The 24,250-nt window shown below is 69.0% G+C and carries 24 protein-coding genes; 12 read left to right on the top strand and 12 right to left on the bottom strand.

The genetic code is table 11. The features are described from left to right. A partial coding sequence (locus AAG801_RS24485; protein WP_341890701.1) for a putative porin occupies window positions 1-327 on the top strand: 327 nt, incomplete at its 5' end. A gap of 13 nt (window positions 328-340) precedes the next feature. Continuing rightward, the gene (locus tag AAG801_RS24480) at window positions 341-1,012 is read left to right on the top strand and encodes a hypothetical protein (protein WP_341890700.1); all 672 of its coding nucleotides are present in this window, start codon (window positions 341-343) and stop codon (window positions 1,010-1,012) included. A gap of 3 nt (window positions 1,013-1,015) precedes the next feature. On the opposite strand, the gene AAG801_RS24475 is transcribed toward AAG801_RS24480, so the two are convergent. Then, window positions 1,016-1,453: a PEP-CTERM sorting domain-containing protein gene (locus AAG801_RS24475; protein WP_341890699.1), complete on the bottom strand. Its 438-nt coding sequence runs from the start codon at window positions 1,451-1,453 to the stop codon at window positions 1,016-1,018. 415 nt (window positions 1,454-1,868) lie between these two features. Here AAG801_RS24475 and AAG801_RS24470 point away from each other — a divergent pair, with 415 nt between their 5' ends. From AAG801_RS24470 to AAG801_RS24460, 3 genes are read left to right on the top strand one after another with little or no spacing between them, the layout of a single operon-like run. Next, on the top strand, window positions 1,869-4,901 hold the full coding sequence (locus AAG801_RS24470) for an ExeM/NucH family extracellular endonuclease (RefSeq protein ID WP_341890698.1): 3,033 nt from the start codon (window positions 1,869-1,871) through the stop codon (window positions 4,899-4,901). A gap of 10 nt (window positions 4,902-4,911) precedes the next feature. Further along, window positions 4,912-5,661, top strand: a complete 750-nt coding sequence (locus AAG801_RS24465) for a PEP-CTERM sorting domain-containing protein (protein ID WP_341890697.1) — start codon at window positions 4,912-4,914, stop codon at window positions 5,659-5,661. Between the two features lie 11 nt (window positions 5,662-5,672). Continuing rightward, a complete protein-coding gene (locus AAG801_RS24460; RefSeq protein WP_341890696.1) occupies window positions 5,673-6,401 on the top strand; it encodes a PEP-CTERM sorting domain-containing protein in 729 nt (242 codons plus the stop codon). A gap of 69 nt (window positions 6,402-6,470) precedes the next feature. On the opposite strand, the gene AAG801_RS24455 is transcribed toward AAG801_RS24460, so the two are convergent. The 4 genes from AAG801_RS24455 to AAG801_RS24440 all read right to left on the bottom strand — a co-directional run bounded on the left by AAG801_RS24455 (window position 6,471) and on the right by AAG801_RS24440 (window position 9,656). Further along, window positions 6,471-7,106: an FxDxF family PEP-CTERM protein gene (locus tag AAG801_RS24455; protein WP_341890695.1), complete on the bottom strand. Its 636-nt coding sequence runs from the start codon at window positions 7,104-7,106 to the stop codon at window positions 6,471-6,473. 185 nt (window positions 7,107-7,291) lie between these two features. Beyond that, window positions 7,292-7,468 carry a hypothetical protein gene (locus AAG801_RS24450; protein WP_341890694.1) on the bottom strand — a complete coding sequence of 59 codons (177 nt, stop codon included), beginning with the start codon at window positions 7,466-7,468 and terminating at the stop codon, window positions 7,292-7,294. A gap of 171 nt (window positions 7,469-7,639) precedes the next feature. Next, complete coding sequence (locus tag AAG801_RS24445; RefSeq protein ID WP_341890693.1) at window positions 7,640-7,858, bottom strand: hypothetical protein; 219 nt, start codon at window positions 7,856-7,858, stop codon at window positions 7,640-7,642. A gap of 91 nt (window positions 7,859-7,949) precedes the next feature. Next, the gene (locus AAG801_RS24440) at window positions 7,950-9,656 is read right to left on the bottom strand and encodes a S8 family serine peptidase (RefSeq protein ID WP_341890692.1); all 1,707 of its coding nucleotides are present in this window, start codon (window positions 9,654-9,656) and stop codon (window positions 7,950-7,952) included. Between the two features lie 242 nt (window positions 9,657-9,898). Here AAG801_RS24440 and AAG801_RS24435 point away from each other — a divergent pair, with 242 nt between their 5' ends. Both AAG801_RS24435 and AAG801_RS24430 read left to right on the top strand, forming a co-directional pair. Then, window positions 9,899-11,371, top strand: coding sequence for an undecaprenyl-phosphate glucose phosphotransferase (locus AAG801_RS24435; protein WP_341890691.1), 1,473 nt, complete (start codon window positions 9,899-9,901; stop codon window positions 11,369-11,371). Then, window positions 11,361-12,608: a hypothetical protein gene (locus AAG801_RS24430; RefSeq protein ID WP_341890690.1), complete on the top strand. Its 1,248-nt coding sequence runs from the start codon at window positions 11,361-11,363 to the stop codon at window positions 12,606-12,608. Before AAG801_RS24435 ends, AAG801_RS24430 begins: the two co-directional genes overlap by 11 nt. Before the next feature lie 30 nt (window positions 12,609-12,638). Here the strand turns inward: AAG801_RS24430 and AAG801_RS24425 are convergent, their stop codons facing one another. From AAG801_RS24425 to AAG801_RS24405, 5 genes are all read right to left on the bottom strand, one after another. After that, the gene (locus AAG801_RS24425; protein WP_341890689.1) at window positions 12,639-13,139 is read right to left on the bottom strand and encodes a hypothetical protein; all 501 of its coding nucleotides are present in this window, start codon (window positions 13,137-13,139) and stop codon (window positions 12,639-12,641) included. A gap of 44 nt (window positions 13,140-13,183) precedes the next feature. Further along, a complete protein-coding gene (locus AAG801_RS24420) occupies window positions 13,184-14,107 on the bottom strand; it encodes a DUF3616 domain-containing protein (RefSeq protein WP_341890688.1) in 924 nt (307 codons plus the stop codon). Further along, on the bottom strand, window positions 14,104-14,823 hold the full coding sequence (locus tag AAG801_RS24415) for a hypothetical protein (RefSeq protein WP_341890687.1): 720 nt from the start codon (window positions 14,821-14,823) through the stop codon (window positions 14,104-14,106). The genes AAG801_RS24420 and AAG801_RS24415 overlap by 4 nt, the downstream gene beginning before the upstream one ends. A 153-nt stretch (window positions 14,824-14,976) precedes the next feature. Beyond that, entirely contained in the window at window positions 14,977-15,981 is a 1,005-nt protein-coding gene (locus tag AAG801_RS24410; RefSeq protein WP_341890686.1) for a transporter, read from the bottom strand. Window positions 15,982-16,115: 134 nt separating this feature from the next. Beyond that, the gene (locus tag AAG801_RS24405; protein ID WP_341890685.1) at window positions 16,116-17,072 is read right to left on the bottom strand and encodes a patatin-like phospholipase family protein; all 957 of its coding nucleotides are present in this window, start codon (window positions 17,070-17,072) and stop codon (window positions 16,116-16,118) included. A gap of 117 nt (window positions 17,073-17,189) precedes the next feature. Between AAG801_RS24405 and AAG801_RS24400 the strand changes: the two genes are divergently transcribed. The 3 genes from AAG801_RS24400 to AAG801_RS24390 all read left to right on the top strand — a co-directional run bounded on the left by AAG801_RS24400 (window position 17,190) and on the right by AAG801_RS24390 (window position 19,227). Next, a complete protein-coding gene (locus tag AAG801_RS24400) occupies window positions 17,190-18,008 on the top strand; it encodes an SDR family NAD(P)-dependent oxidoreductase (protein ID WP_341890684.1) in 819 nt (272 codons plus the stop codon). Between the two features lie 27 nt (window positions 18,009-18,035). Continuing rightward, window positions 18,036-18,671 (top strand): TetR/AcrR family transcriptional regulator, encoded by a 636-nt coding sequence (locus AAG801_RS24395; protein ID WP_341890683.1) that lies wholly within the window; start codon window positions 18,036-18,038, stop codon window positions 18,669-18,671. Between the two features lie 358 nt (window positions 18,672-19,029). After that, complete coding sequence (locus tag AAG801_RS24390; RefSeq protein WP_341890702.1) at window positions 19,030-19,227, top strand: hypothetical protein; 198 nt, start codon at window positions 19,030-19,032, stop codon at window positions 19,225-19,227. Between the two features lie 399 nt (window positions 19,228-19,626). Here AAG801_RS24390 and AAG801_RS24385 read toward each other — a convergent pair whose 3' ends face one another. After that, window positions 19,627-20,481 carry a ProQ/FINO family protein gene (locus AAG801_RS24385; protein ID WP_341890682.1) on the bottom strand — a complete coding sequence of 285 codons (855 nt, stop codon included), beginning with the start codon at window positions 20,479-20,481 and terminating at the stop codon, window positions 19,627-19,629. A 562-nt stretch (window positions 20,482-21,043) separates the two neighbouring features. Between AAG801_RS24385 and AAG801_RS24380 the strand changes: the two genes are divergently transcribed. Together AAG801_RS24380 and fumC are read left to right on the top strand one after the other, a co-directional pair. After that, the gene (locus tag AAG801_RS24380) at window positions 21,044-21,412 is read left to right on the top strand and encodes a DUF1428 domain-containing protein (protein WP_341890681.1); all 369 of its coding nucleotides are present in this window, start codon (window positions 21,044-21,046) and stop codon (window positions 21,410-21,412) included. Window positions 21,413-21,912: 500 nt separating this feature from the next. After that, entirely contained in the window at window positions 21,913-23,301 is a 1,389-nt protein-coding gene (fumC, locus tag AAG801_RS24375; protein ID WP_341890680.1) for a class II fumarate hydratase, read from the top strand. A 31-nt stretch (window positions 23,302-23,332) separates the two neighbouring features. Here fumC and AAG801_RS24370 read toward each other — a convergent pair. Then, window positions 23,333-24,250, bottom strand: a 918-nt coding sequence (locus AAG801_RS24370) for a GDYXXLXY domain-containing protein (RefSeq protein WP_341890679.1), incomplete at its 5' end; no start/stop codon positions are given.

The raw sequence follows: 24,250 nt of genomic DNA, 5'->3' as shown, positions 1-24,250 counted from the left end.
GTGCTGGGCACGCCCAGGCTGGTCGAGCGCGGCGACTGGCAGGGCTTCGTGGCCCTGCGCAAGTTCGAGCGCGACGCCTGGATCGATGCCTTCACGGACACCACCTGGCACCTCGGCGGCACCAACTACAAGGGCTTCAGCGTCGGCGGCAGCTACACGCTGGACCGCAACACCACCTTCGGCGCGCGCTGGACCAGCACACGCAACCTCGACGACGGCTACCGCTTCCTCGCGGTGCCCGGCGACCCGACCTCGGTCAGCGGCAACCTGAGCAGCGCGCCGCTGAAGATCGAGGTGATCCAGATCGAAGTGCAGTCGCGCTTCTGAGACCGGGCACGCCATGCAAAACCTGATGACGACACGCCGGGCTCGGCTGCTGACGATGTTGATTGGCATCGCCGTCGCGCTGCCGGTGCTGGCGCAGGACGACAAGCGTGCCTCGCGCGAGCGCGAGGCCTTGCGCCGCGCCCAGCAGGCGCTGCGCAGCGCGCAGGAGCAGCAGTCCGCGCTGCAGCGCGAGAAGGCCGAACTCGCCGCCGAGAAGGACAAGCTGGACGTGCTGGCGAAGAAGAGCGGCGCGCAGCTCGGCGCCGCACAGGCGCAGGCCGGCCGTGCCCGTGCCGACCTCGCCAGGGCCGAGTCGGAGCTGACCCAGCTGCGCGCAGAAATCGAGGCGCTCAAGCGCAGCAGCACCGAGCGTGATCAGGCGCAGCAGACGCGAATCGAGGAACTGACGAAGTCGCTGCAGGAACAGCAGCGCCAGCTCGCCGAGCGCACGCAGACCGTCGTCACCACCAGCACGCTGCTCGAGCGCAGCACCCAGGCGCTGGGCAGCGCCGAGGCGCAGAACCGTGAGCTCTACGGCATCTCGCGCCGCCTGCTCGACGAACTCCGCCGCCTCGGCGGCGGCGAAGGCCTGATCGGCCTGGATGCCGTCAGGCTGGAGAACCGTGCCGAGGCGCTGCGCAGCGAGATCGAGGCGCAGCGCCTGGTCAGCGGCGCCGCAAGATAGCCCTCAGCGGCGACGGCGCCGCACCCACACCAGTGTCAGCAGGCCACCGGCCATCAGCGCTGCGCTGGCCGGCTCGGGCACCGCTGGCATGACGCAATGCGGGTCGAGCCAGGGACGGCCATGCCAGCCGTGGCCGAAGCCGCCGCCGCCATGCCACGCCTGCCAGCCGAGGTGCGGCCAGCCGTGCTCGCGCAGGCTGCGGCCATAACGATCGCCGAAGCGTTCGTCGCGCCGGGCGTGAAGGCGCTCCTCGATGCGGCGCCAGCCCTGGTGCCAGTCGTCGTCACGTTCGCTGTTCCAGACGAACGACAGGCGCTCCTCCACCGACTCGCGCAAGTGATCCTCGAAGCTGTAGCCGGCGTCGCGATCGGTCGCGAAGGCCGGTGCGGTGGCGCAAGCGCAGGCCATTGCAAGGCCTGCAGCGACGCTGCGATGTTTCATGGTCTTCTCCCTGTGTGTGCAAACCAGAAGTCGGTGACCACTCGATGAAGGCGCAACACCGGCCACAAGGACCGTTGGCATGACTCGAACGGGCGGCCTTCGCTCCCGGTCCGGCAGCCGCACGATCATCATGGACCAGCCGATTGAAGCTTCCGCGACAGGGGCATGAGCCGGCCGGCTCAACGTGTTCGCGGGGTATGACGCCGGATCGACATCTGCGCGTCAAGAAGCGGAAGAAGCCGCGGCGCCTGTCATCGAACGGTGAGCGGATCGGCCCACGATCGGTCGCCGGCGTGACACGACCACGCCAAGGCGCGGCCTCAGCCTCTGCAGATCGGGCGCGACTTCGCGCCGGCACCTGTCGAAGACCCGCATGAGACCTCGTCGTTCCCTCGTTCGTGCCCTTGGTGTTGCCGTGCTGACCCTGTCCGGGGGATTCGCGCAGGCGTCGGTCAGTGGCGTGGTGATCAGCCAGATCTACGGTGGTGGCGGCAACAGCGGCACCACGTTGCGCAACGACTTCATCGAGGTCTTCAACGCGGGCTCGGCCCCGGTCAGCCTGGCCGGCTGGTCGGTGCAGTACGCATCGACAGCCGGCACCAGCTGGCAGGTCACCAACCTCGGCGCCGCCACACTGGCGCCCGGGCAGTACTACCTCGTGCAGCAGGCCGCACAAGGCGGCGGAACGCAGAACCTGCCGACGCCTGACGCCATCGGCACGATCCCGATGTCGGCCAGCGGCGGCAAGGTGGCGCTGGTCGCCTCGACCACGGCACTGACCGGCAGCACGCCCAGCGGTGCGTCGCTGGTCGACCTCGTCGGCTGGGGCGCAGCCACCTACTTCGAGGGCGCCGCCGCGCCGTCCACCGTGGCGACCACCGCGGTGCTGCGCAACGCGGCAGGCTGCACCGACAGCGACAACAACGGCAGCGACTTCACTGCCGCGGCGCCGACGCCGCGCAACAGCAGCACGGCGCTGCAGCCCTGCGGCAGCGTCGTCGCGCAGCCCATCGTGCCGAACTGCCCGGCGCTCACGCTGCTGGCCGGTGCGGCGGGCAGCGCGCAGGCCACGGCGTCCGACGTCGACAGCATCGTCAACGCGGCCACGATCGAGGGCTCCTTGCCGGCCGGCTTCACGCTGGGCAACTTCGTGAGCGCGACCGTGGTGGGTGGCACGGCGCAGCTGTCATTGAATGTCGCTGCCGGCACCGCCTCGGGCCGCTATCCGATCGCGCTGCGCTGGAGCAACGACAGCGGCCAGACGGCGTCGTGCACGCTCGACGTGACGATCGCCGGCATCACGCCCATCCCCGAGATCCAGGGCAGCGCCAGCAGCAGCGCGCTGAACGGTCAGCCGGTGACCACACGCGGCGTCGTCACGCTGCGCACCAACAACGGCTTCTTCCTGCAGGACCCGACCGGCGACGGCAATCCGGACACCTCTGACGGCATCTTCGTGTTCACCAGCAGCGCGCCGACCGTCAGTGTCGGTCAGCTGGTGCAACTCAGCGGCACGGTCACGGAGTTCAACACCGGCGCGGCAACCAACGCCGACACGCTGGCCCATCCGGTGACCGAGCTGACCGGCATCAGCGGCATCACCGTGCTGGGCAGCGGCTTCGCCGTGCCGCCGGTGGAGGTCGTCCTGCCCGAAGCAGTCAACGACGAACTGGAGCGCTACGAGGGCATGCTCGTCACGCTGCGTGGCCCGCTGACGGTGTCGCAGAACTTCTTCCTCGGCCGCTACGGGCAGCTGACGCTGTCGGCCGGTGGACGCCTGGAGACACCGACGAATCGCCACCGCCCCGGCCCCGATGCCCAGGCGCTGGCCGACACGAACGCGCGTGCGCGCATCCTGCTCGACGATGCGACGTCGGTCCAGAACCCCAACCCGACACCGTACCTCGCTGCCGACAACACGCTGCGTGCCGGTGACACGGTGGCGTCGGTGACCGGCGTGATCGACTACGGCCTGGCGACCAACAACAACACCGGCTTCGGCGACTACAAGGTCCAGCCGACCGCGCCGGTGGCGGTCACCCGCGAGAACGCGCGCCGCACGACACCGGAAGCGGTGGGCGGCAACCTGCGCGTGGCCAGCGTCAACGTGCTGAACTACTTCACCACCTTCACCGACGGCAGCACGGCGTCGGGTCAGACCGGGCAGGGCTGTTCGCTCGGCGGTGCCGTGTCGCCCTCCAACTGCCGCGGCGCCAACAGCTCGGCCGAGTTCGCGCGCCAGAGAACCAAGATCGTCGAGGCGATTGCCGCACTCGACGCGGACGTCGTCGGGTTGATGGAGATCCAGAACAACGGTGCCACGGCGGTGCAGAACCTGGTCGACGCGCTCAACGCGAAGCTCGGCGCGGGCACCTACAGCCGAGTGGCCGATCCGGCCACCGGCACCGGTACGGATGCGATCAAGGTGGCGATGATCTACCGCGGCGCGCGTCTGGCACCGGTGGGAGGCTCGATCTCCGACACCGCCGTGGTGCACAACCGGCCGCCGCTGGCGCAGCTCTTCGCGGCGCCGAACGGCGAGCGCTTCGCGGTCATCGTCAACCACTTCAAGTCCAAGGGGTGTGACGATGCCGCCGGCGCCGACCTCGATCAGGGCGACGGCCAGGGTTGCTACAACGAGCGCCGCACGTTGCAGGCGCAGGCGCTGGCGGACTTCGTCGCGACGCTGCAATCAAGTAGCGGCAGCGCCGACGTGATCCTGATCGGCGACCTCAACGCCTATGCGCAGGAAGACCCGATCGCCACGCTCGCCGCTGCCGGCTTCGTCGACCAGATCGGCGTGTTCAACAGCTTCGGCTACTCCTACGTGTTCGACGGCGCCGCCGGTCGACTCGATCATGCGCTGACGAGCACCTCGCTGTCGGACAAGGTCAGCGGCGCGACCGAGTGGCACATCAATGCCGACGAGCCCTCGGTGATCGACTACAACCTCGAGTTCAAGCAGCCGGCCTGTGCGACCTGCGGGCCTGACTACTACGCCGCCACGCCGTACCGCTCGTCGGACCACGACCCGGTGGTCGTCGGCCTGGCGATCTACCGGACGGTGACGGGCAGTGCCGGCCGTGACGTGCTGGTCGGTTCGGCGGGTGACGACCGCGTGATCGGCGCTGAGGGTGCCGACACGCTGACCGGCGGCAGTGGCGCCGATCTGTTCGTCTACCGCTCGCTGCGCGATGCCGCGGACACCATCACCGACTTTGCGCCGGGCATCGACCGCATCGACCTGTCGCTGCTGATGCCGGCGATCAGCGCCAACCCCGATGCGGCCTTCGCCGACGGCATCGTCCGCGTGCTCGCCTCGCCGGCCGGTGCACTGCTGCAGATCGACGTCGACGGCAGCGGGCCTGCCGCTGCACGCACGCTGGCGACACTGCGCAGCGTGAGCGCCGCAGCGATCGTCCCCTCGCGCGACTTCGTGCTGCGCTGACCCCCACCTCATGACCTCAACGACTGCGATGCGAACCTTCCACACCCTCGCGCTGGCGGCTGCACTGACCGCCGCCTCGCCCGGCGCCCAGGCCCAGGCACTGAGCAACGGTGACTTCTCTGCGGGCCTCGCCGGCTGGCAGGTGCTCGGCGACGCCAGCGTGCAGAACGATGCCGGCGGCAACGAACTCTGGCTGACCAACGCCTCGCTCGACTTCGAGGACGACTTTCCCCTGCCGGCCGGTGCGCTGAATCGCTCGGGGCAGGGCGCCGCGACGAGCGGCCTGGAGTCCTTCATCGGCATCGCCGGCGGTGCGCTCGATCCCGATCCGGCCAATGGCCTGCAGGCCTACGAAGGCACGGCCGTGCTGCAGTCGTTCAGTGCCGCAGCGGGCGACACGCTGAGCTTCAACTGGGATTTCGGCACCAGCGACAACTTCGCCGACTATGCCTTCGCGGTGGTCGACGGCCAGTTGTTCCGCCTCGGCGGTTCCGGGGAAGCCACGCTGCCGGGCCGCCTCGGCAACCAGCTGCAGACCGGCGCGCAGAGCTTCAGTTTCAGCTTCGCTTCGGGCGGCATGCACTCGGTGGCCTTCGGCGTGGTCGACGTCGGTGACTACAACGTGACGTCCACGCTGGCGGTCTCCGGCGTGCAGGTCGTGCCGGTTCCCGAGCCGAGCGCGCTGCTGCTCATGCTCGCCGGCATCGGCGTGGTTGCCGGCTCGGCGCGCCGCCGCATCTCCCTCTCTTCGCAAACCTGACTGGAGCTCTCGTGATCCTCAAGCACACCCTGGTCGCCGCCGCGGCGGCACTGCTCGCCGGCGCCGCACAAGCCGATGTCCTCACGCAGTGGAACTTCAACTCCGTGACGCCCGACACCAGCACGAGCACCGGCAGCACATTGCCGTCGTTCGGTGCCGGCAGCGCTGCAGCGGTCGGCGGTACGACAGCCGGCTTCGCCAGCGGAGCGTCCAACGGTGGCTCGTCGGACCCGGTCGCAGTCGACGACACCGGCTGGGGAATCACGACCTTCCCGACGCAGGGAACTGCCGAGAAGACCGCAGGCGCCTTCTTCCTCGTCAGCACGCTCGGCTGGCAGGACGTCTCGATCGGCTACGACCTGCGCCACAGCAACACATCGGCTGCCCACGAGGTGGTGCAGATCACTCTGGACGGCGGCCTGAGCTTCGCCGACGTGGCCGGCTTCGTCGGCGCTGCCGGTGACACATGGTTCAATGGCCGCAGCGTCGATCTGTCGTCGATCGCCGGCGCCGACAACAACCCCTTGTTCGGCTTCCGTGTCGTCTCTGGATTCGGCCCGGGGGGAGCGTACGTGCAGTCGAATGCCGCCAGCAGCAGCTACGGGAGCGCCGGCACCTGGCGCTTCGACATGGTCACCGTGAGTGCGCTCGCCCCGGTGCCCGAACCCGGCGCGCTGGCCCTGGCGCTCGCCGGCCTGGGCGTGCTCGGCGGCCGTGCCGCACGGCGCCGGGCAGATTGAGCGCCGCGTTCCGACCGGACAGGCAAAAGGGGCCGCTCGCGCGGCCCCTTGTTCTTGCTGTTGTCGCTTTCAGGCCTGGCGGCGGCGCGCCAGGAAGGCGAGCAGGCCAAAGCCCGCCAGCATCATGCCCAGCGCGCCGGGTTCAGGCACCGGTGCGAGGTTGAGCACGCCGGCATAGCTGCCGCCATTCGTGCCGGTGATGTTGCCGCGCACCTCGAGCACGTAGCTGCCGGGAAGCAGGTTGATCGGCGCGATCAGCTGCACGTCGCCGCCGCTGCTCTGCGCGGTCAGCGTCTGCGCGCTCCAGGCCGCCACCAGCGCCGGACCGGCAGGCCCCGTGGTGGTGGTCAGCAGGTTGCCCTGGTACAGCCGCACCTGCAGATTCGAGATGTCGAACCAGGTGCCGAGGTCGATGGTCGCCGTCAGCGAATTGAAGGTCGAACCGTCGATCTGGAAGGCGTAGTCGTCGTAGAACAGGTCCGACGGCAACACCGTGCTGCCGGGCAGCTCGGCGAGCTGCAGGCCGGCGAGCGACAGGTTGGTGTCGTTGAAGGAATGGCTGTAGGACAGCGTCACCGGAGCGACGAGCGTGCCGAGATCCTGGGCGCGGGTGACGAAGTTCGCGGCGTTCGCGGCAGGCAGCAGCGACGCGATCGTCGCTGCTGCAAGCAGGCTCCGGGTGAACGCCTTGCGGCGGAACTGCATGAGTACTCTCCTGGCGGGTTTGGAGGCGCTGCCGCCGCGGCGCGGCGAAGCGGTCTGAGGGCATCCCGACAGACAGAGTACGCAGGAGCTGTGTCAAGCCTCCGCAGAGGGAGGTGGGCAGGCATGGCCCGATCGACGCGCGCCGCGTGAAGCAGCGGCGTCAGCGAGCAGTTCGCGAGGGAAGATCAGTGCAGCACGAGGGCGACCAGCGGTGCCAGCACGACGGCCACGATGAGCACGACGAGACCAGCGCCACGCTCGAATGCACTGCCGCCGCCGCCGCCATGCGGGCTGTCGGTCTGCGCGTCGACCATCTGGCGAACGGTTTCGGGCGGCAACGAAATCAGGGATGCAGTGAGCATGTCGGCCTCCTTTGAAGTGGGCGCCGGACGTCTCGCGCTCGTGGAACAGGCTCGAGCGAAGTCTGCGCTTTCCAAGGCATCTTGCACATGCCTTGTTTCGCGCGCACTGCAGAAAAGCGAGGACTTGTTGCGTCTGTTGTCGTGCATCGCGGGCACGACACGTGGCGGCGTTCAGTCGAGTGCGCCCCAGCCGGTGGCAATGCGGCGATAGCGACCCTCTCCATCGAGCTCCGTCGCATCGACCTCCTCGCCGGTGCCTTCGAGCACCTCGCCGCGGTAGCGTTCCCGGATGACGTGGCGCGGCGCCTTGAAGCGGGCGATGTGGTACGCCTCCGCGTCGAGCTCGAAGATCCTGAAGCTGTAGACCGTGACTGTCGAACTGCTTTCCATGTCCACTCCCGATCACTTCCCGCGCAGGAGTCTAGCCAAGCGACGTCGTGGCGAGGCAAAAGTCCGGCAACGGCTTGGGACTTTCGTGCGCTCAGTCAAGCCGCCGGCTCTGGCGAGACAGCGTGCCCACGGCGGCCAGCAGCAGCATCAGCCACGGCAGGCCCGTCGCACCGCCGCCACCGCTGCCTTCCTCGTTGTCGGCCGGCGGGTCGTCAGGCACCGGCAGGCCGAGCGAGCGAGCGCAGGCTCGGATCTGCGGTGTGTCCAGGCTCACCGCCGTGCGCTGCGGCGCCACGTAGCCTGCCGGCGCTGCCGCGTAGGCCAGCGCTTGATCGGCGTCGAGAACGCCGGCACCGCAGATCGTGTCGTCGCACTGGCAGCGCCCGCCCTTGTTGCCCGAACTGGCCTGGCAGGCCTGCAGCAGGGGCACCTGCACGTGCGGTCGCGCCGAGGCACGCAGCCCGGCCTCGACCTGCGCAACGCTCAACGCGGGGTTGAGCGACCACATCAACGCGGCAACGCCACCGACCACCGGTGCGGCAAAGCTGGTGCCGGTGGCGGCTGCATAGCCGAAATCGCCGGCCGCGCCGGTGCCGAGGTTGAAGGTCGAGACGATGCCGGCGTCGGCGAGCTGCGTGTCGCAGTCGCGGCCGTTGGCGGCGTCGCCGCCGACTGTGGCCAGCGCAACCTGTGAGCCGAAGTTGGCGTAGATGGCCTTGAAGCCCTGCCGATTCAGCGACGTGACCGCGAACGCGCCGGGGCAGGAGGCCGGCCGCCCGACGGCGCCGCGCTGGTTGCCCGCTGCTGCGACCACGATCGCCCCGGCGGCACGAATCTCCGCGATTGTGTCGATGTACAGCTGGGCGGCGGCGGCGACGTTCGGGTCGCTGTCGGCGGTGTCGCAGGACGAAAAGCCTGCAACGCCCACGACGAGGACCTTCGCGGGTGTGGTGTTCGGCGGTGCGCCGGCGACGTTCAGTCCGGCGGCCCAGCGCATGCCGTCGACCACGTCGCCGACGGCGGCGCCGCACTTGCCGGCCACGCGCACGGGGAGGATGCGTGCGTCCCAGTGGATGCCCGCGACGCCGGCCCTGTTGTTGCTGACGGCGCCGATCTGCCCGGCCATCAGCGTGCCGTGCCAACTGCTGCGCTCACGTGCCTCGCAGCCGTCCCACAGGTCGAGGTCGGCCTTGATCTCGGCGTCGGTCAGCCGGTCGCCGGGGTCGCGTGCGTCGTTGTCGCGGCCATTGCCATCGTTGGCGTAGTCGGTAGAGGACACGAAGTCATGGCCCGAGCCGACCCAGCGCGAATCCAGTTCCGGGTGGCTCGTGTAGCCGGAGTCCAGGATGGCGACCACCGGTGGAAAGCCGGCAGCAGGCAGGCCGACGCTGCGATCCCATGCGGCAGGAAGGTCGGGAACGCCGGCCGAGCCGGCGACGCTCTCGCCCAGCCACCATTGGTCGCTGGCGTACAGCGTGTCGTCGGGAACGCGGGTCAGTTCCTCGTGCCCTGGTTCGAGGACGTGAGTGATGCGCGGGTCACGGCGCAGGCGGGCGGCGATGCGCGACAGCTCCGCACGCGATGCCGGCGCCGATGTCGTCACGCGGAACCAGCTCGATCCGATGGGGACCATCCCGGGTGCGAGCTCACGCCGGACCTCGGTCACGGCTGCGGCCATCGGCGCAGCGGCATCATGAAACCTGACGAGCAACTCCGCCGCCGATGTCGGTGCGGTGACAAGGGCCGCGGTTGCGGCGCCGATGGTGGCCAGCCATCGCCGGATCGAAAGGACAGTCATGACGAGAGCCTAGGTGGCGCAGGTTCAGGATTCGTGACACGCCGCTCGGCTCATGTGCAAGCCGGGCGCATGGACATCGAGGCGGCATGAACCATGGTCCGTTCGGACCATGAACGCCACGCGCCGCCGATTCACCGGCCAGTCATGGCGCAGCCCTAAGGTGCGCAGCAACAAGCGCCGCTTGCCCTTGCCGCAGCGGCGGATCGTCGGCATGCCCTCGGCGTGCGCCTGCAACCCAACCCATGTCCCGTTCCAGCCTCCTCGACCCCCCGGCCGACATGCTCCGTCCAGCGCAGACCGTGTCGGAGACGCCCGTGCGCATGTTCGCGGCAACCGGTGCGCGGCGGCTGTTCCGGCATGCCCCGCAGTCGCTCTCGGCCTTCATCGCGGCGCTGCTCGAACCGGGGCTGAGCGCAGTGATGCTGGTGGGGGCGCACTGGTACCACGACGAGCCCTTTTCGCGTGCCTCGATGACGCTGCTGCTGCTCGTGCTGGCGCTGACCTTCCCGGGCAACGACCGCTTCCGCGATCGGCCCTTGTCATCGGCCGTCGACATCGGCCTGTCCTGGTTGTGGCTGCTGGCGCTGCTGCTGCTGTGCGGCTATGCGACGAAGAGCCTCATGTACTTCGAATGGCAGGTGATCGGCCTGTGGGCGCTGAGCACGCCCTTCGTCCAGTGGTGCATCGTCATCGCTGGTCGTGACTGGCTGCGCTGGCGAGCGCGGTCGCCGGCCACCGCGCGGCGCGCGATCATCGTCGGTGCCGGGCCGCTGGCGGTGAAGGCGGCGCGGGCACTGCTCGGCCGCAGCGACCAGCGTACCGAGGTGCTCGGCTACTTCGACGACCGGCAGGGTGAGCGCATCGATGCCAACGCGCGCAAGCTGCGTCTCGGCGGCCTCGCCGATGTCGGAGCGCACGTGCTGCGGCATGGGGTCGGTGAGGTCTACATCACCATGCCGCTGGGGTCGCAGCCGCGCATCGTGCAACTGCTCGAGTCGCTGCAGGGAACCACAGCGTCGATCTACTTCGTGCCAGACGTGTTCGGCATCAGCATCATCCAGGGCCGCCTGCAGGACGTGAACGGCGTGCCCGTGGTCGGCATCTGCGAGACCCCGTTCACCGGCGTCAACGACGCGGTCAAGCGCGCGAGCGACATGCTGCTGGCTGCGGCGATCCTCCTGTTGCTGGCGCCGCTGCTGGCCGTGCTGTCGGTGGGCGTCAAGCTCAGCTCGCCGGGGCCGGTGATCTTCAAGCAGCGTCGCAACGGCCTGAACGGCGAGGAGATCGTCGTCTACAAGTTCCGCTCGATGCGCGTCATGGACGACGGCGCAGTGGTCCGGCAGGCGACACGCGGTGACGCGCGCATCACGCGCTTCGGCGCCTTCCTGAGACAGACCTCGCTGGACGAACTGCCGCAGTTCGTCAATGTGCTGCAGGGGCGCATGAGCATCGTCGGGCCGCGCCCGCACGCCGTGGCCCACAACGAGCAGTACGCGCGGCTGATCAAGGCCTACATGGTGCGCCACAAGGTGCGCCCCGGCATCACCGGCTGGGCACAGGTCAACGGGCTGCGCGGCGAGACCGACACGCTGGAGAAGATGCAGGCGCGTGTCGAGTACGACCTCGAGTACCTGCGCAACTGGTCGCTGGCGCTGGACCTGCAGATCATCGCTCGCACCATCAAGCTGGTGATCTCGGACCGCCATGCGCACTGAGCAAGTCGGGTTGGCGGCGCTCGTCGTCTGCCTGGGAGCGGTGCCGTCTGCGCGCGCGCAGGACAACGCGCTGCGTTTCAGTGCCGGCCTGTCGGCCGGCTCGGAGAGCAACGTGTTCCGCGCCCCGCCGGGCGAGGAGATCCGCGACCACTATGCCGGGGCGTCGTTGTCCGCCAGCGTCGACGAGACCATAGGCCGGCAACGCCTGCAGTCCAGCCTCACGCTGCGCCACAGCGACTACAGCCGCCGCGACGACCTCGACAACACCGGCTATGGCCTGCTCGCCGACTGGAGCGGGGCGACGGCCGGCGAGCTGTCGTGGAAGCTGTCGTACGCGACGAACCGCAGCCTGGCCTCGTACGCCAGTGCGCTGGAGCCCGAGCGACGTGTTGCCAACGTGGAGACCAGCCGGCAGTTCATTGCCGCTGCGCAGCTCGGACGATTCGCCCAGTGGATCGTCAGCACGACCTACAGCCATCGCAGCATCGACTACTCGGCCCGGGCCTACGCGCAAGACCAGTACCGCCTCGACAGCCTCGGTCTCAGTGGGCAGTGGCGGCCACTGGGGCCGCTGAGCGTGACGCTCGGTCCAAGGCTGACGCAAGGCCGCTTCCCACAGGCGCGCCTGAATGCCGACGGCAGCGCCAGTGAGGATCGTTTCGAGCGCCACGACCTCGATCTGTCCTCGACCTGGGCGATCACCGGGGCGAGCACGCTGAGCGGCCGGTTGAGCCTGACAAGGCAGCGTTACGACCTGCTCAGTGACCGTGACTTCAGCGGCGCCACCGGCCAGCTGGCCTGGGACTGGATCGCGACGGGCAAGACAAGGCTGAGCGCCCAGCTCAGCCGCGATACCGGGAGCGAGACCAGCTTCTTCACCGTGGCACTGCTCGGTCAGCAGGTGCGCGGAACGGGCGACAACAGCCAGTTGACAACGCGCCTGCTGACGCGGCTCGACCACGACATGACGGGCAAGATCTCCTTCAATGCCGCCGCTCAGATCGCGCAGCGAAGCCTCGCGGCCAGTTCGCTGCTCGGCAACGGCGGCGTGGTGCTGAACGACGAGGCGGGCCGTGAGCGAAGCGCCAGCCTGTCGGTCGGCGTGCGCTATGCGGCCACGCGCAGTGTCACGCTCGGCTGCGACGTGACGCACCAGCGCCGCACGAGCGACACGGTTCTGTCGACGACCTACCGGGGAGAGAGCATCTCCTGCACGGGACGCGTGGCCACACGATGATGCGTGTGCCGGGGCGACCAGGCGCGAGGGTCAGACCGAATCCCTGGACCATGGATTGCGGTGAATGCGGCAGTGAGGGCCGGTCTCGCCCGTGGCAAAGTACTGCAGCACTTCGGGGAAGTGCTGCAGGAGTTCGGCACAGACCTGCTCAGGCGCCTTGAGCCGTCGAAGCGTGAAGATCGCGAACCACAGCGGCTTGTCCTGGCAGAACCAGTTCCTGGTGCTGCCGCCCTTGCCGGTGGGATAGAGGATCACGTAGGAGGGGGCCTGCCCCGGGCCGACTTCGCTCGCGGGAATCGACACGCCATGACTGAGGACGCCGTGGACGCTGACGCTGCCGAAGCTCAGCTTGAATCGGGGCCGACCGTATTTCTCCCACTGAATCTCGATGAACTCGATGCGTTCATCCGAACGGCGGCGGAAGTCGACAAAGCCCGGCCCGTGGCGCTGATCAAGCTCGAAGCCGAGTTCGCGCACAAAGGGAAAGAAGCTTGACTTGAGAGCACGACGGAGATCGGTTGTCTTGCCCATGCGAGTGATTGGATCGAGTGGACGCCGTTGTGGGTGCCAAGCGATCAGGAGACGGTCAGCAGTTGAGCTGGGTCCAGCAGCACATAGCCGGCGGCGCGCCCGGCCTTCCTGTTCCCATCGTCGCTGACGAGGATGATCCGCTCAACGCCGTCGACGGATGCCGGGCACACCCCTTCAGACTTCTCGAAGCTGTGCAAACCTGCAACCGTCATTCGCTGAGCCGGCGCACCGGACTGGCCGCTCCAGCGCCAAAGGCCAAAGTCTGCGGGTTCGCGTGTGGCGGGGCCACCAATCACGAGATACGCGCCCAGCGCAGGAACCCAGGACAAGCCACGGATGCCGTGTCCGCCAAGATCCAGTTCTTCGAGCACAGGCGAGATCCGCGGTTCTTCATCCGAGTCGAACACTGCGTGGGGGTTCTCGATGTTGGCAATCAGCGCTCGCCCGTCTCGCAAGGGGCTGCGGAAACCGATCAGCAGGCGCTGCTGGTCGGGGCTGATCTCCAGGGCTTCGATATTGAGTCCACCGCTGGCCTTGACGTCGGATACCTGGGCTGCCGCAGCGAGCACCGCATGCCGTGTCGTCAGAGCTCGCTTCAACCCACCGATCACCTTGGGAGCAAGCACCCGGTCGCCTTCGACGCGAAACCGAACCAGCTTCTCGCGCGAATTCTTCTCGTCGCCGTCGTCATCGCGAGAGTGCGACGTGATGCCGTAGACAAAGCCTGCCTGGTCCGCAGTCAGCCCTTCCAGATCGTCCAGTTTCCAGAACGGACCGAACATCTGCAGCAGCCCGGCAGTCAATGCTTCGGTCCTGACCGTGCCATCTGCACCGACGGTCACCAGGCTCAGCGGATGTTCCTTCTCGTCCTCGACGACAAGAAAACGGCCGTCCGGCAGTTGCTGTATCGCCGACGGCTCGTAGATGCCAGTCAAGGGCTGGAAGGCCGGAACGTTCTCTTTGGTCATTCGGGCATTGGGGAACTGCGCTGGTTCGTCGAGGATCTGTGAAGGTGCCAGTCGAGTGCCAGGTCCAGGAGGGGCTTCGTCACGCCTTGCCGTATGACACCGAGTGCCGCGTCGGCGCCAGCCTCGACATCCGCAAGCCGTTCGGCCTCGATGGCGCCGCGCGATCCGATCTCATCCAGCGCAGCTTCGCGCGCCTTGACGACCAACCGTCCCTTGGATGCCTTGTTGCGAAGTGCTGCCCGCGCATAGGCGATCAATGCTTTCCGAAGGCGGCGACGCAGGCGTCCGGCCAAGGCATCAGCCGACCTGGCATGAACCAGGACAGACGATCCGCGCAAGGTCGACATGCCACTGCTCAGGCAGATCGCCACGTGCGCCAAGCGCCAGAGGTCCTGCCGCGCGGCGGCCAGTCCGTCGAGGGAACCGACCTCACACGCCATGACGCGGCCGAGCAACTCCTCATGCGACAGGGCATGCGGCATCTGCTGCTCCGCGGCCACGCGGCACCTGCGGAGCAAGTCGTCATCGACCACGCCGCGTCTGGTTCTGGCCAAGGTATCGATGTACGCGACGGTTCCGCGTTTGAGGTCGCGCCGCAGTCGATTGCGCGGCTTGCGTTGCAGAACCTCCTCGCCCTCGGACGGGAATGACTCCAGGGCATGGCAGGTCGACACCAGCGTGATGATGTCCACCACCGCTGTCTTGAGCAGGTCCATGCAGTGTTCTCCCGTGTGCGCGTCGCACCGCAGTGTCGCAAGTCGTCCACCCGTGGCCACGCGAGGGTCCAGTATGCGTTCCGGTTGATGACAACGTCGCGCGTGCCAGAGCAAGAGGTGAATGCAGGTCTCGGCAAGCACCGAGGAGGCCGCTCAGTCCTTGCGCCGGAAGACCACCCAGGCGCCGATGCCTGTGGCAATGGCCACAAGCAGCACCACGGCCAGGAACCCGTGGGCATGCTCGGCCAGCGGCACGCCGCCGACGTTCATGCCGAAGAAGCCGGTGGTGATGTTGATCGGCAGCGCGAGCACCGTCACCATGGTCAGCGTGAACAGGCTGCGGTTGGTCTGCTCGCTGACCTGGGCGGCGATTTCCTCCTGCAGCAGCTTGATGCGCTCCTGCAGCGCGGCGAGATCGCGCAGCACCAGCGAAAACTCCTCGGTCGACTGGCGCAGGCCGTCGAGGTCGGCGCTCGCGATCCAGGGCGGCGGCTGGCGCAGCAGGCGGAACAACGCACCCGGCTCGGGTGCCAGCAGGCGCTGCAGCCGGACCAGAACGCGGCGCAGCCGGCCGAGATCGGAGCGCTGGTGCACCAGGCGCCCGCGCAGCAGGCTGTCCTCGATGCTGTCGACCTTCAAGGTCGCCTCGCGCACGATGCGCACCAGCACGTCGCCCTGCTTGTCCATCAGGTGGTTGAGCAGTTCGACCGGCGAGCCGAAACGGGCGCCCGTGCGCACCGCTTCGCGCAACCCGTCGATCGAGCGCAGCGGGTGCATGCGCGCGCTGACGGCCACGCGCTCGCTGACGCTCATCCACAGGGTCTCGATGTCCGAAGGCTCGAACGTGAACTCGTAGGCCACGTCGTTGATCACCGCGATCAGGTCGTCGCGCGCGTCTTCGATGCGTGTGGAGCGCGAACCCTGGCCCAGCGCCTCGAAGAATTCCGGCTCCAGCGCCAGGTTGTCCTTCATCCAGCGCTGCGCCGAGGCGTCGGTCAGTCCGAAGTGCAGCCACAGGAAGCCTGGCTCGCCGGCGTTGACCGGGCGCTTCAGCCACTCGACGGCCGCCTGCAGGTCGATCTCCTGGCCGATGCCGTCGGCGCTGAAGCAGTAGCCGCAGAGCAGCCCGTTGTTGTGTGCGCCATGGGCGATGGGCATGGTCTGTTTCCTCTTCGGGGGCGCGCGTTCGACGGGCGTATCAGCCTGCGATCGGCGGCGTGATCGGCGCGGTCGCGTCGCGCGACGGTATGCGCCGATTGTGCAAGAGCCGGGTCGGCGCTTGCGCGGCCCGTTCAGCCGCGGGCAGCGCGACTGGGGCCGAAGCGCGCGCCCAGCGCCGCCTGCAGCGCAGGCAGGCGCGCTCGTGCGTGGGCCTCGCCGCGGACGCGGGCGTCGATGAAGTAGCTGCGCCGTGGCCCGGCCCAGTAGTCCAGGTCGGGGTGGAGCAGGAAGTCGGCCTGGGCCACCTCAGGGTCGATGAGGGTGCGGCGGCGCAGATCGCGATCGCGCATCGCAGCCGACGCCTCGGCCGGCGTGCGGCCCCCTCGCGCACTGACATCGACGGCGATGATGAACTGGGCTCCCGCGGATCTGGCCGCCGATACCGGCACCGGGTAGGCTTCGTCGCCGTCCTCGTACTCGACACCGGCGATACCCACGGGCGAGATGATCCCAGGCATCGCCCCCGATGCACGCACCGCAACGCCGGTGTTGCCGCTCAGGAAGAAGCGTCCGGCCTTGTCCTCACGCCGGGAAGCGGTGACGATCAGCCGCCGCGGCAACTGTTCGATCCGCCGACCGTCCAGGCCACGGTTGACGTAGTCCTGCAGCTTCTGGCCGTGGATCCAGCCGCGGTCGGCGAAGGGCGAGGGGTCGAAGACGGTCAACGGCCCGCCCTCGAACGAGCGCCGGTCGATCTCGGTCGCGCTCAGCCCGCTGGCCCAGAACGCACCGATCAATGCGCCCACGCTGCTGCCCACCACCAGGTCGGGCTCGATGCCGGCTTCCTCCAGCACACGCAGAACGCCGACGTGGGCGTAGCCGCGCGGGCCACCGCTGCCCAGCACCAGCGCGATGCGCGGCGCCGGGTCGAGCCGCGGTGGGGCCGGCAGCGCCAGCGGCGCATCGGGTTCGGAGTAGTCGAAGGCGGCGCAGCCACCCAGCATGGCAGCCAGCGGCGTGAGCAGCGTCGTCAGGATCGCACGACGCCTGCGCGGCCCGGGCGGAGCGTCGATCGGGGTCGGAGTCATCGGTCGGGTCCTTGAGTGTTGACAGTGTCAACACTGTAGTGAATCATGGTTGACGGTGTCAACTGCGCGACTCGTCCTTCGGTCGCGCTTCCTCCAACCCTGCTGCAAGGCCTCGCCATGTCCCTTCTCGAACCAGCATCGCGACTGCAGTGCTACGGCCCCTGGGCCGTGGTCACGGGAGCCTCTGACGGCATCGGCCGTGCCTTCGCCTTGGAAGCCGCTGCCGCCGGGTTGAACCTCGTGCTGGTCGCGCGGCGCGCGGCGCCGCTGTACCAACTGGCCGTCGAACTGCAGCGACGCCACGACATCCGCTGTCAGGTCGTCCCGCTGGACCTCGGCCACCCGGACGCGATGCCGAGGCTGGCGGCGGCCACGGCGGACCTGGAGGTGGGACTGCTGGTCGCTGCCGCCGGATTCGGGAGCGCGGGGCCGCTGCTCGAGCGGAGCCCGAGGGCCGAAATGGACATGGTGGCCGTCAACTGCAGCGCCGTTCTGGCGCAGTGCCTGCACTTCGGCGCGCGCATGGCACAGCGCAGGCGCGGCGGGGTGATCCTGCTCAGCTCGGTGGTGGCTTTCCATGGCACGCCCTGGTCGGCCAACTACGCTGCCACCAAGGCCTATGTGCAGTCGCTGGCCGAAGGCTTGCGCGAGGAATGGGCGGGGCAGGGCGTCAACGTCGTCGCCTGCGCGCCCGGTCCAGTCGCCAGCGGGTTTGCTCAACGCGCCGGCATGGCGATGGGGCAGACCGTGCAGCCCGAGGTGGTGGCAAGCCAGACGCTGGCGGCCCTGGGACGGCAGGGCACGGTGCGGCCGGGCGCGTTGTCCAAGCTGCTGGGCTGGAGCCTGGGTGCGGCGCCGCGGGCGCTGCGGGTCTTCATCATGGGCCGCATCATGCGGGGTATGGCGCTGCGGCCAGGGGCGCCGGAAGGACAATGATGCGCATCCCGTACCGCGCCTCCACCGATGATCGAGCCCGACGCCACTGACGCCCCCATCGACCTGAAGGAAGCCTGTGTCCGCGCGGCGCATGACTTCATCGCCGAGAACGGCGTCGAGCGGTTGAGCCTGCGAGAGGTGGCGCGGCGCCTGGGTGTGTCGCACCAGGCACCGTACAAGCACTACCCGAGCCGCGACCACCTGCTGGCCGAGGTTATCCGCCGTTGCTTCCGGCAGTTCGCGGACTACCTCGACGATCGGGGTCAGCACGCCGACCCGCGCGAGGACCTCGGCGCGCTGGGGCGACGCTATCTGGCGTTTGCGGCCGGGCATCCGCTCGAGTACCGGCTGATGTTCGGCACGCCGTGGCCGGAGCCGGCCGAGCAGCGCGGCCTGGTGGAGGACGCCCGCCATGCGTTGGACGTGCTGCGCACGGTGCTGCGGCGAATTCACGGCACCGATCGCGCGCAACGCACGCGCGTGGACCTGGACGCGATGTTCATCTGGTCGCAGATGCATGGCCTGGCATCGATCGCGCAGGCCAACGTGATGGAGCACCTCGGACTGGCCCCGCAGGCCAGTCGGCAGATGGTGTCGCACGCGATGCACATGCTGGAGCTGGCGATGAACGCTGCGGGGACAGATTCGAACTCGCCAGACTGAGGCGACTGGATGCCGCCTCCGAGCCGCTCCCCGCGAGTGCCTCGGCCGACTGCGAAGCTGGAGACGTAGACTGCCGAGGGCAGCGGCGCCGGGAGTGATGCGGTTCGAGTCGGCCGGAAAGAGGTAACTTTCGAGACAGGGGAACAGCCCCGGGGGAACAACTTCAGCCGATCCTTGCCGGAGTGCACATCTGCGCGGCTTCCCCGGAACTGTTCAAACCCCTCCGGGCGCCATCCGACTGTTCCGGAAGGTCCCAGGCGATCTCAGAACGTGCTGGAAACGTAGGGAACATGCGGGTGTCGGGACCATCAAGGCGTCAAACGGTTTCGTGACAGCGTTGCGCGGCTGAGCGAACTACATCCAAGTAGGCACGACGAGCCAGGCGTATCGCGCGCTGGACAACTACACCGCACCGCGGTTGCGCCGGTGGCTGCGCAACAAGTACAAGGTCAGGCGACGCCGGGGTGGGAGCTACCCGCTCCATCACCCATGCGAGCACTTCGGGCTCGTGCGCCTGGCCAACCTGAAGCACGGCGGGTCGTGGGCGAAGGCGTGATGACTTGTCCGAGAGCCGGATGCGGGGAATCTGCATGTCCGGTTCGATGAGCGGGATGTGGAAACGGAGCCATGGTCTGGCTCTTGCAGCACCGCCAACCGAAAGGGGCCGCAACAGCGATGCTCAGACCTACCGTCGCCGCGCCACATCTCGACTCTACCGGCCGCGCAAGTTCGGGCCGGGGAGAAGCAGTCGGCAGCGCGGCGCTGACCGCCAAGCGCAAGGCCTGCGGCCGCTGCACCTTGTACAGCTGACCTTCTTCCCTCTCGTCACCAGCGGTGGCGCCAGCCCGTTCGAGGTAGAGCGCGAATTTCGTCCGCCGACTCAGGCGAGTCTCGCTGTACTCGCCGATGGAGGCCTGGATGGTGAATGGGCCCGATACCTGTGGCGCTGGGGCCATCACCGTGAGCCGCGCTCCTGCCGCGCCAGGGTCAGAAGCGCGTCCAGGGCTCCCTCGCTCAGCCCCTTCAAGGCCCCGAAGTTTGCCTTCGACAGCGGGCTCTGCTCGAAGCTGCGCAGCAGCAATGCGCGCTGTCGGCGAGCCTCGGCCTCGGCAGCCTGCTCGGGAGTCAGCGGCAGGGCCGGTGCGTTCACGGGCTCTTGCTCATGTGCACTGGCAAGGTTCCGCTCGGGCAGGGGCTTGTGCGGGCGCCGCGATGCACCCGAGCCAGCATCGCCGGGCCGGCCGGGGCCTCGTTGTGCGCCAGGTTGCGGCGGTCGGGAGCGCCGTTGCGCCTGGCCGGGCTGAGATGGCCGCGCAGAGCGGTCTGGGCGATCGGAAGTACCGGGCTGCACCGCGCGCGCGCCACGAGTGGCAGGCCGCTCGCCGGTCGCCTGCGAAGCGGGCTGCGACACCTCCGCCTGCTGGGAAGGGAGTGGCGGTCGGGGTGGCCGCAGTGGGCGGGCGTCATGACGCGAAGCTCGGGCCGCTTCGCGCCCCGCGTGTTTCTTTGCTTCGACGATGGCACGGCGCCGCTCGAGTTCCACACCTGCAGCATCGCGGTGTTCGGCGGCAATTTCGCCGGCCGGCTGGCCGTCGAGGTCGATGCGTGTTGCGCCCTCGGCCACCAGGGCCCGCAGGTAGGCGGTCCCGGTGGTGTGGCGCTGCAGGAACATGGAGAGTGCCTTCTTGGTGAAGACTCCTGGCGCCCGTTGATGAATGTCGGCCTGGATGCGAAGCTTGATCGGCTTGATCACGCCCGCACCGAACAGCGCCGGGAAGTGCTCGGCCAGCAGGCGCGCGGTGTCGGCCACGCTGGGTTCGGCTCGCGACGCCGGTGCGACAGTCGCCGCGGGGACAACTGGCGCCGCCTCGATCGGCGTACCAGGCGTCGCATTGGGCGTCGGGCCCGGAGCAGTCTCGGGAATCTCTGGGATGTCAGGCATCGGGAAGAAGCAGGTCGGTCACTGGGGCTGTGTGGCGGGCCACGTATTCTCGGCCCATGGAGCCGGTCGCTGCACGCGTTGCCGAATCCGACTCTCGGCAGTCGGTCTTCCAGAAACACTCGTCTGCTGATGGCGGATGTCTGGACATGTCCGCGTGCGTCATCTCGATGCCGCGACCGACAGCTGATTGTCGAGGTGTATTGACGCGAGCCCGACGGTCAGCTGCCTGGCCAGGTCGCGGACCAGCGCATGCGACTGGGAGCGGGCATCCTCGATTGGCGGCTTCAGGCCAGCTCGACGTTGCAACTGCACGCGCGCCCGCCCGCGCCGAGGGTGGATCGTGTCGAATCAGCCACCTTTCGTTCGTCGGGAATGTACGACGCGTCCGCAGACGGTTGCGCCGAACGGTCGATCCAACAGGAGTTCAGGCATGTCCTACATCGACGGCTTTGTGATCGCGGTTCCCACTGCCAACAAGCAAAGGTTCATCGAGCACGCACAGCATTTCGATGCGTTGTTCATCGAACTGGGCGCGATCCGTGTGATCGAGTGCTGGGGCGACGACGTCCCCGACGGCAAGGTCACCGACTTTCGCCGCGCGGTGCAGGCGACGGCCGACGAAACGGTGGCGTTCTCCTGGGTCGAGTGGCCGAACAAGGCCACGCGCGACGCCGCCATGAAGAAGATGATCGAGGATCCTCGCATGGACCCGTCCACGCCCGGCAATCCTCCCATACCCTTCGACGGCAAGCGCATGATCTTCGGCGGCTTCGAACAGGTGGTCGAAGTAAAGGGTTGAGCGGCGGCGCTGCGCCGTACGCGCGCCCGGGGGAGGCTCGACAAGCCTGCGTGCCACGCCCATCTCGGATGAAGCCGATCGCGGCGTCCGCGTCGGGGGCACCGAGATCAGGGCAACGCTTTCCGGTGTGGGCTCGACGGGGGCCACCCGATCGTCCCGGATCGTCCCGCAAGATCCCTATGTGGCCCGGAGACCCAGCAGCGGCGAGGGTTTGCATGCATGACCACCGGATGGTGCGTGGACGTGCTGCTGGTCTTCGTGGAGCGCCCTGGTGTGCGGGTCGATCGGCGGGCAACCGACCATCCGGGAGATCGAGCGGCGGCGCAATCCGCTCAGGCCGCTCCAGCGCTGGGGCGACCAGTCGCTGCAGTGGGTCCACTGACAGTAGCGATGACCGCGACGGGGGAATCCCCACACGACGCGCCCGCGCGCCGATACTGTCCGGCGACGGCTCGACGCGCGGCCCGCGGTCGGCTCGTCCTTCCTGGAACGCCGCCGCCATGACCCTGCCGCGCACCGAGACCGACAGCTTCGGGCCGATCGAGGTCCCGGGCGACGCCCTCTGGGGCGCGCAGACCGAGCGCAGCCGCCGCTTCTTCGCCATCGGGACGCAGCGCATGCCGATCGAGATCGTGCACGCACTGGCCGAAATCAAGCGTGCCGCAGCGGAGGTCAACGCCGACCTCGGCCTGCTCGAACCGGACAAGGCCATCGCCATTGCTGCCGCCGCAGCGCGCGTGGCCGCCGGCGAGTTCGATGCGCAGTTCCCGCTGTCCGTCTGGCAGACGGGCTCGGGAACGCAGAGCAACATGAACGTCAACGAGGTGGTCGCCAGCCTGGCTTCGCTGGCGCTCGGTGGCGGGCTCGGCGCTGCGCGCCGCGTGCATCCGAACGACGACGTGAACCACGGCCAGTCGTCGAACGACGTTTTCCCGACCGCGATGCATGTCGCCGCAGTGCTGCAGGCCCGGCCGCTGCTGGCCTCGCTCGGCCAGCTTCGCGCCGCCCTGCAGGCCCAGGCGGTGGCGTTCGCCGAGGTGATCAAGATCGGCCGCACGCACCTGCAGGACGCCACGCCGCTGAGCTTCGGCCAGGAGTTCGGTGGTCATGACGCACAGCTCGCGCTCGCCGAAGACGCGCTGCGCCGTGCGCTGCCGGCCGTGCACGCACTGGCCATCGGCGGCACGGCGGTCGGCACCGGGCTGAACACGCATCCGGAGTTCGGCCGGCGCGTCGCGGCGCGGCTCGCCGAGCGCCTGGGCGAACCCTTCGTCGTGGCCGCCAATCCGTTCGCCGCGCTGGCCGGCCACGAGCCGCTGGTGGTGCTGCATGCGGCGCTGCGCGCGCTGGCCATCGCGCTCAACAAGATCGCCAACGACATCCGCCTGCTGGGCAGCGGCCCGCGCTCGGGCCTCGGCGAACTGCGCCTGCCGGCCAACGAGCCGGGCAGCTCGATCATGCCCGGCAAGGTGAACCCGACGCAGGTCGAGGCGCTGACCATGGTGTGCGCGCAGGTGATGGGCCACGACGTGGCGATCGGCATTGCTGCCAGCCAGGGCCAGCTCGAGCTCAACGTCTGCAAGCCGCTGATCGCCCACGACGTGCTCGACAGCCTGCGCCTGCTCGCCGACGCGATGGCGAGCTTCGCCACGCATTGCGTGGAAGGACTGGAGGTCGATGCCGAGCGCGTGCAATGGCTGCTCGAGCGCTCGCTGATGCTCGTCACCGCGCTGGTGCCCCACATCGGCTACGACCGCGCGGCGCTGATCGCCAAGCACGCCCACACGAACGGGCTGGCCTTGCGCGAGGCGGCGCTGGCCGTGGGCGGCGTGACGGCGCAAGAGTTCGACACCTGGGTCGATCCGCGACGCATGCTCGGCCCGGCATGAGCCGGCCCGGCTCAGCGGCGGCCGCGGCGATTCACAGCGCCTCGAGCTGTGGGCCGCGCAGCCCGACCAGCAGCGCGCGCCCCTGCGCATCGACACGGAACTCGCCGTAGCGTGCGCCGGCCCAGCGCTCGGCTTCGCCCTCGGCAAAGAACCAGGCGTCGGAGACGAGGATCCAGCGGCCGTCCTTCGGCGTCAGTTCGATGCGCAGCTCGCCCGGGGCCGGCGGCGCGCCGTCGTCGATGCGCAGCGGCGTGGCGATGCCGCGCTCGCCGACCCGCGCGATCACCTGCGGCCGCTCGGCGCGCAGCAGCCCGGCGCGGCGCTCGGCGGGCTCGCCGGGCAGGTTGAAGTTCAAGCGCATGAAGTCACCCTGCATCAGCGAGCGCGGGTCGACCGGCGCGAGTTCGACGAACACCGGCCGGCCGTCACGGATGAGTCGTTCCTTCTGCCAGATGCCGCCGTTGGCGACGACCAGCACGCCCAGCAGGCTGGCGGCCAGGCCGACGCGGGCCCATGGCGCGGCGCTGGCGGGCGACACGCCGGTGTCTGAACTCGGCGGGCCACGGCGTGCCACCCAGGCGGCCAGCGCGGCGAGCAGCGCACCGGCGCCGACCAGCACCGCCGCCTTCGTCGCCAGCGGCCAGGCGAGCTGGTAGTAGAACGCGCCGACGATCCATGCAGCGGCCACGCCGGCGGCGCTGGCCAGGCGCCAGCGGCCGCTGGTGACGCACCAGGCCAGCGCGAGCAGCACGGCACCGAGCGAGGGCATGAAGGCGGCGAGCGCGACGAGCACCAGCGCTGCGCCGGCGTAGGCCGGATGGCGCAGGCCCCGCCAGCGTCGGGCGGCCCAGGCCGCAGCGGCGAGCGCGAGGCCCGCCGAAACGGCCTGCTGCACATGCCACATCACACTGGCGCCGCGGCGCTGGCTGAGCTCGCGCGCCACCTCACC

The organism is Variovorax sp. YR752 (genome assembly GCF_943372545.1).
This window is presented reverse-complemented; position numbering and strand designations above follow the sequence as displayed.

Bases quoted from the DNA above. Each gene is read 5' to 3' on its own strand.
- AAG801_RS24480 (WP_341890700.1), top strand. From the start codon at position 341: ATGCAAAACCTGATGACGACACGCCGGGCTCGGCTGCTGACGATGTTG.
- AAG801_RS24475 (WP_341890699.1), bottom strand. From the start codon at position 1,453: ATGAAACATCGCAGCGTCGCTGCAGGCCTTGCAATGGCCTGCGCTTGC.
- AAG801_RS24465 (WP_341890697.1), top strand. From the start codon at position 4,912: ATGACCTCAACGACTGCGATGCGAACCTTCCACACCCTCGCGCTGGCG.
- AAG801_RS24455 (WP_341890695.1), bottom strand. From the start codon at position 7,106: ATGCAGTTCCGCCGCAAGGCGTTCACCCGGAGCCTGCTTGCAGCAGCG.
- AAG801_RS24450 (WP_341890694.1), bottom strand. From the start codon at position 7,468: ATGCTCACTGCATCCCTGATTTCGTTGCCGCCCGAAACCGTTCGCCAG.
- AAG801_RS24445 (WP_341890693.1), bottom strand. From the start codon at position 7,858: ATGGAAAGCAGTTCGACAGTCACGGTCTACAGCTTCAGGATCTTCGAG.
- AAG801_RS24440 (WP_341890692.1), bottom strand. From the start codon at position 9,656: ATGACTGTCCTTTCGATCCGGCGATGGCTGGCCACCATCGGCGCCGCA.
- AAG801_RS24435 (WP_341890691.1), top strand. From the start codon at position 9,899: ATGTCCCGTTCCAGCCTCCTCGACCCCCCGGCCGACATGCTCCGTCCA.
- AAG801_RS24430 (WP_341890690.1), top strand. From the start codon at position 11,361: ATGCGCACTGAGCAAGTCGGGTTGGCGGCGCTCGTCGTCTGCCTGGGA.
- AAG801_RS24425 (WP_341890689.1), bottom strand. From the start codon at position 13,139: ATGGGCAAGACAACCGATCTCCGTCGTGCTCTCAAGTCAAGCTTCTTT.
- AAG801_RS24420 (WP_341890688.1), bottom strand. From the start codon at position 14,107: ATGACCAAAGAGAACGTTCCGGCCTTCCAGCCCTTGACTGGCATCTAC.
- AAG801_RS24415 (WP_341890687.1), bottom strand. From the start codon at position 14,823: ATGGACCTGCTCAAGACAGCGGTGGTGGACATCATCACGCTGGTGTCG.
- AAG801_RS24410 (WP_341890686.1), bottom strand. From the start codon at position 15,981: ATGCCCATCGCCCATGGCGCACACAACAACGGGCTGCTCTGCGGCTAC.
- AAG801_RS24405 (WP_341890685.1), bottom strand. From the start codon at position 17,072: ATGACTCCGACCCCGATCGACGCTCCGCCCGGGCCGCGCAGGCGTCGT.
- AAG801_RS24400 (WP_341890684.1), top strand. From the start codon at position 17,190: ATGTCCCTTCTCGAACCAGCATCGCGACTGCAGTGCTACGGCCCCTGG.
- AAG801_RS24395 (WP_341890683.1), top strand. From the start codon at position 18,036: ATGATCGAGCCCGACGCCACTGACGCCCCCATCGACCTGAAGGAAGCC.
- AAG801_RS24380 (WP_341890681.1), top strand. From the start codon at position 21,044: ATGTCCTACATCGACGGCTTTGTGATCGCGGTTCCCACTGCCAACAAG.
- fumC (WP_341890680.1), top strand. From the start codon at position 21,913: ATGACCCTGCCGCGCACCGAGACCGACAGCTTCGGGCCGATCGAGGTC.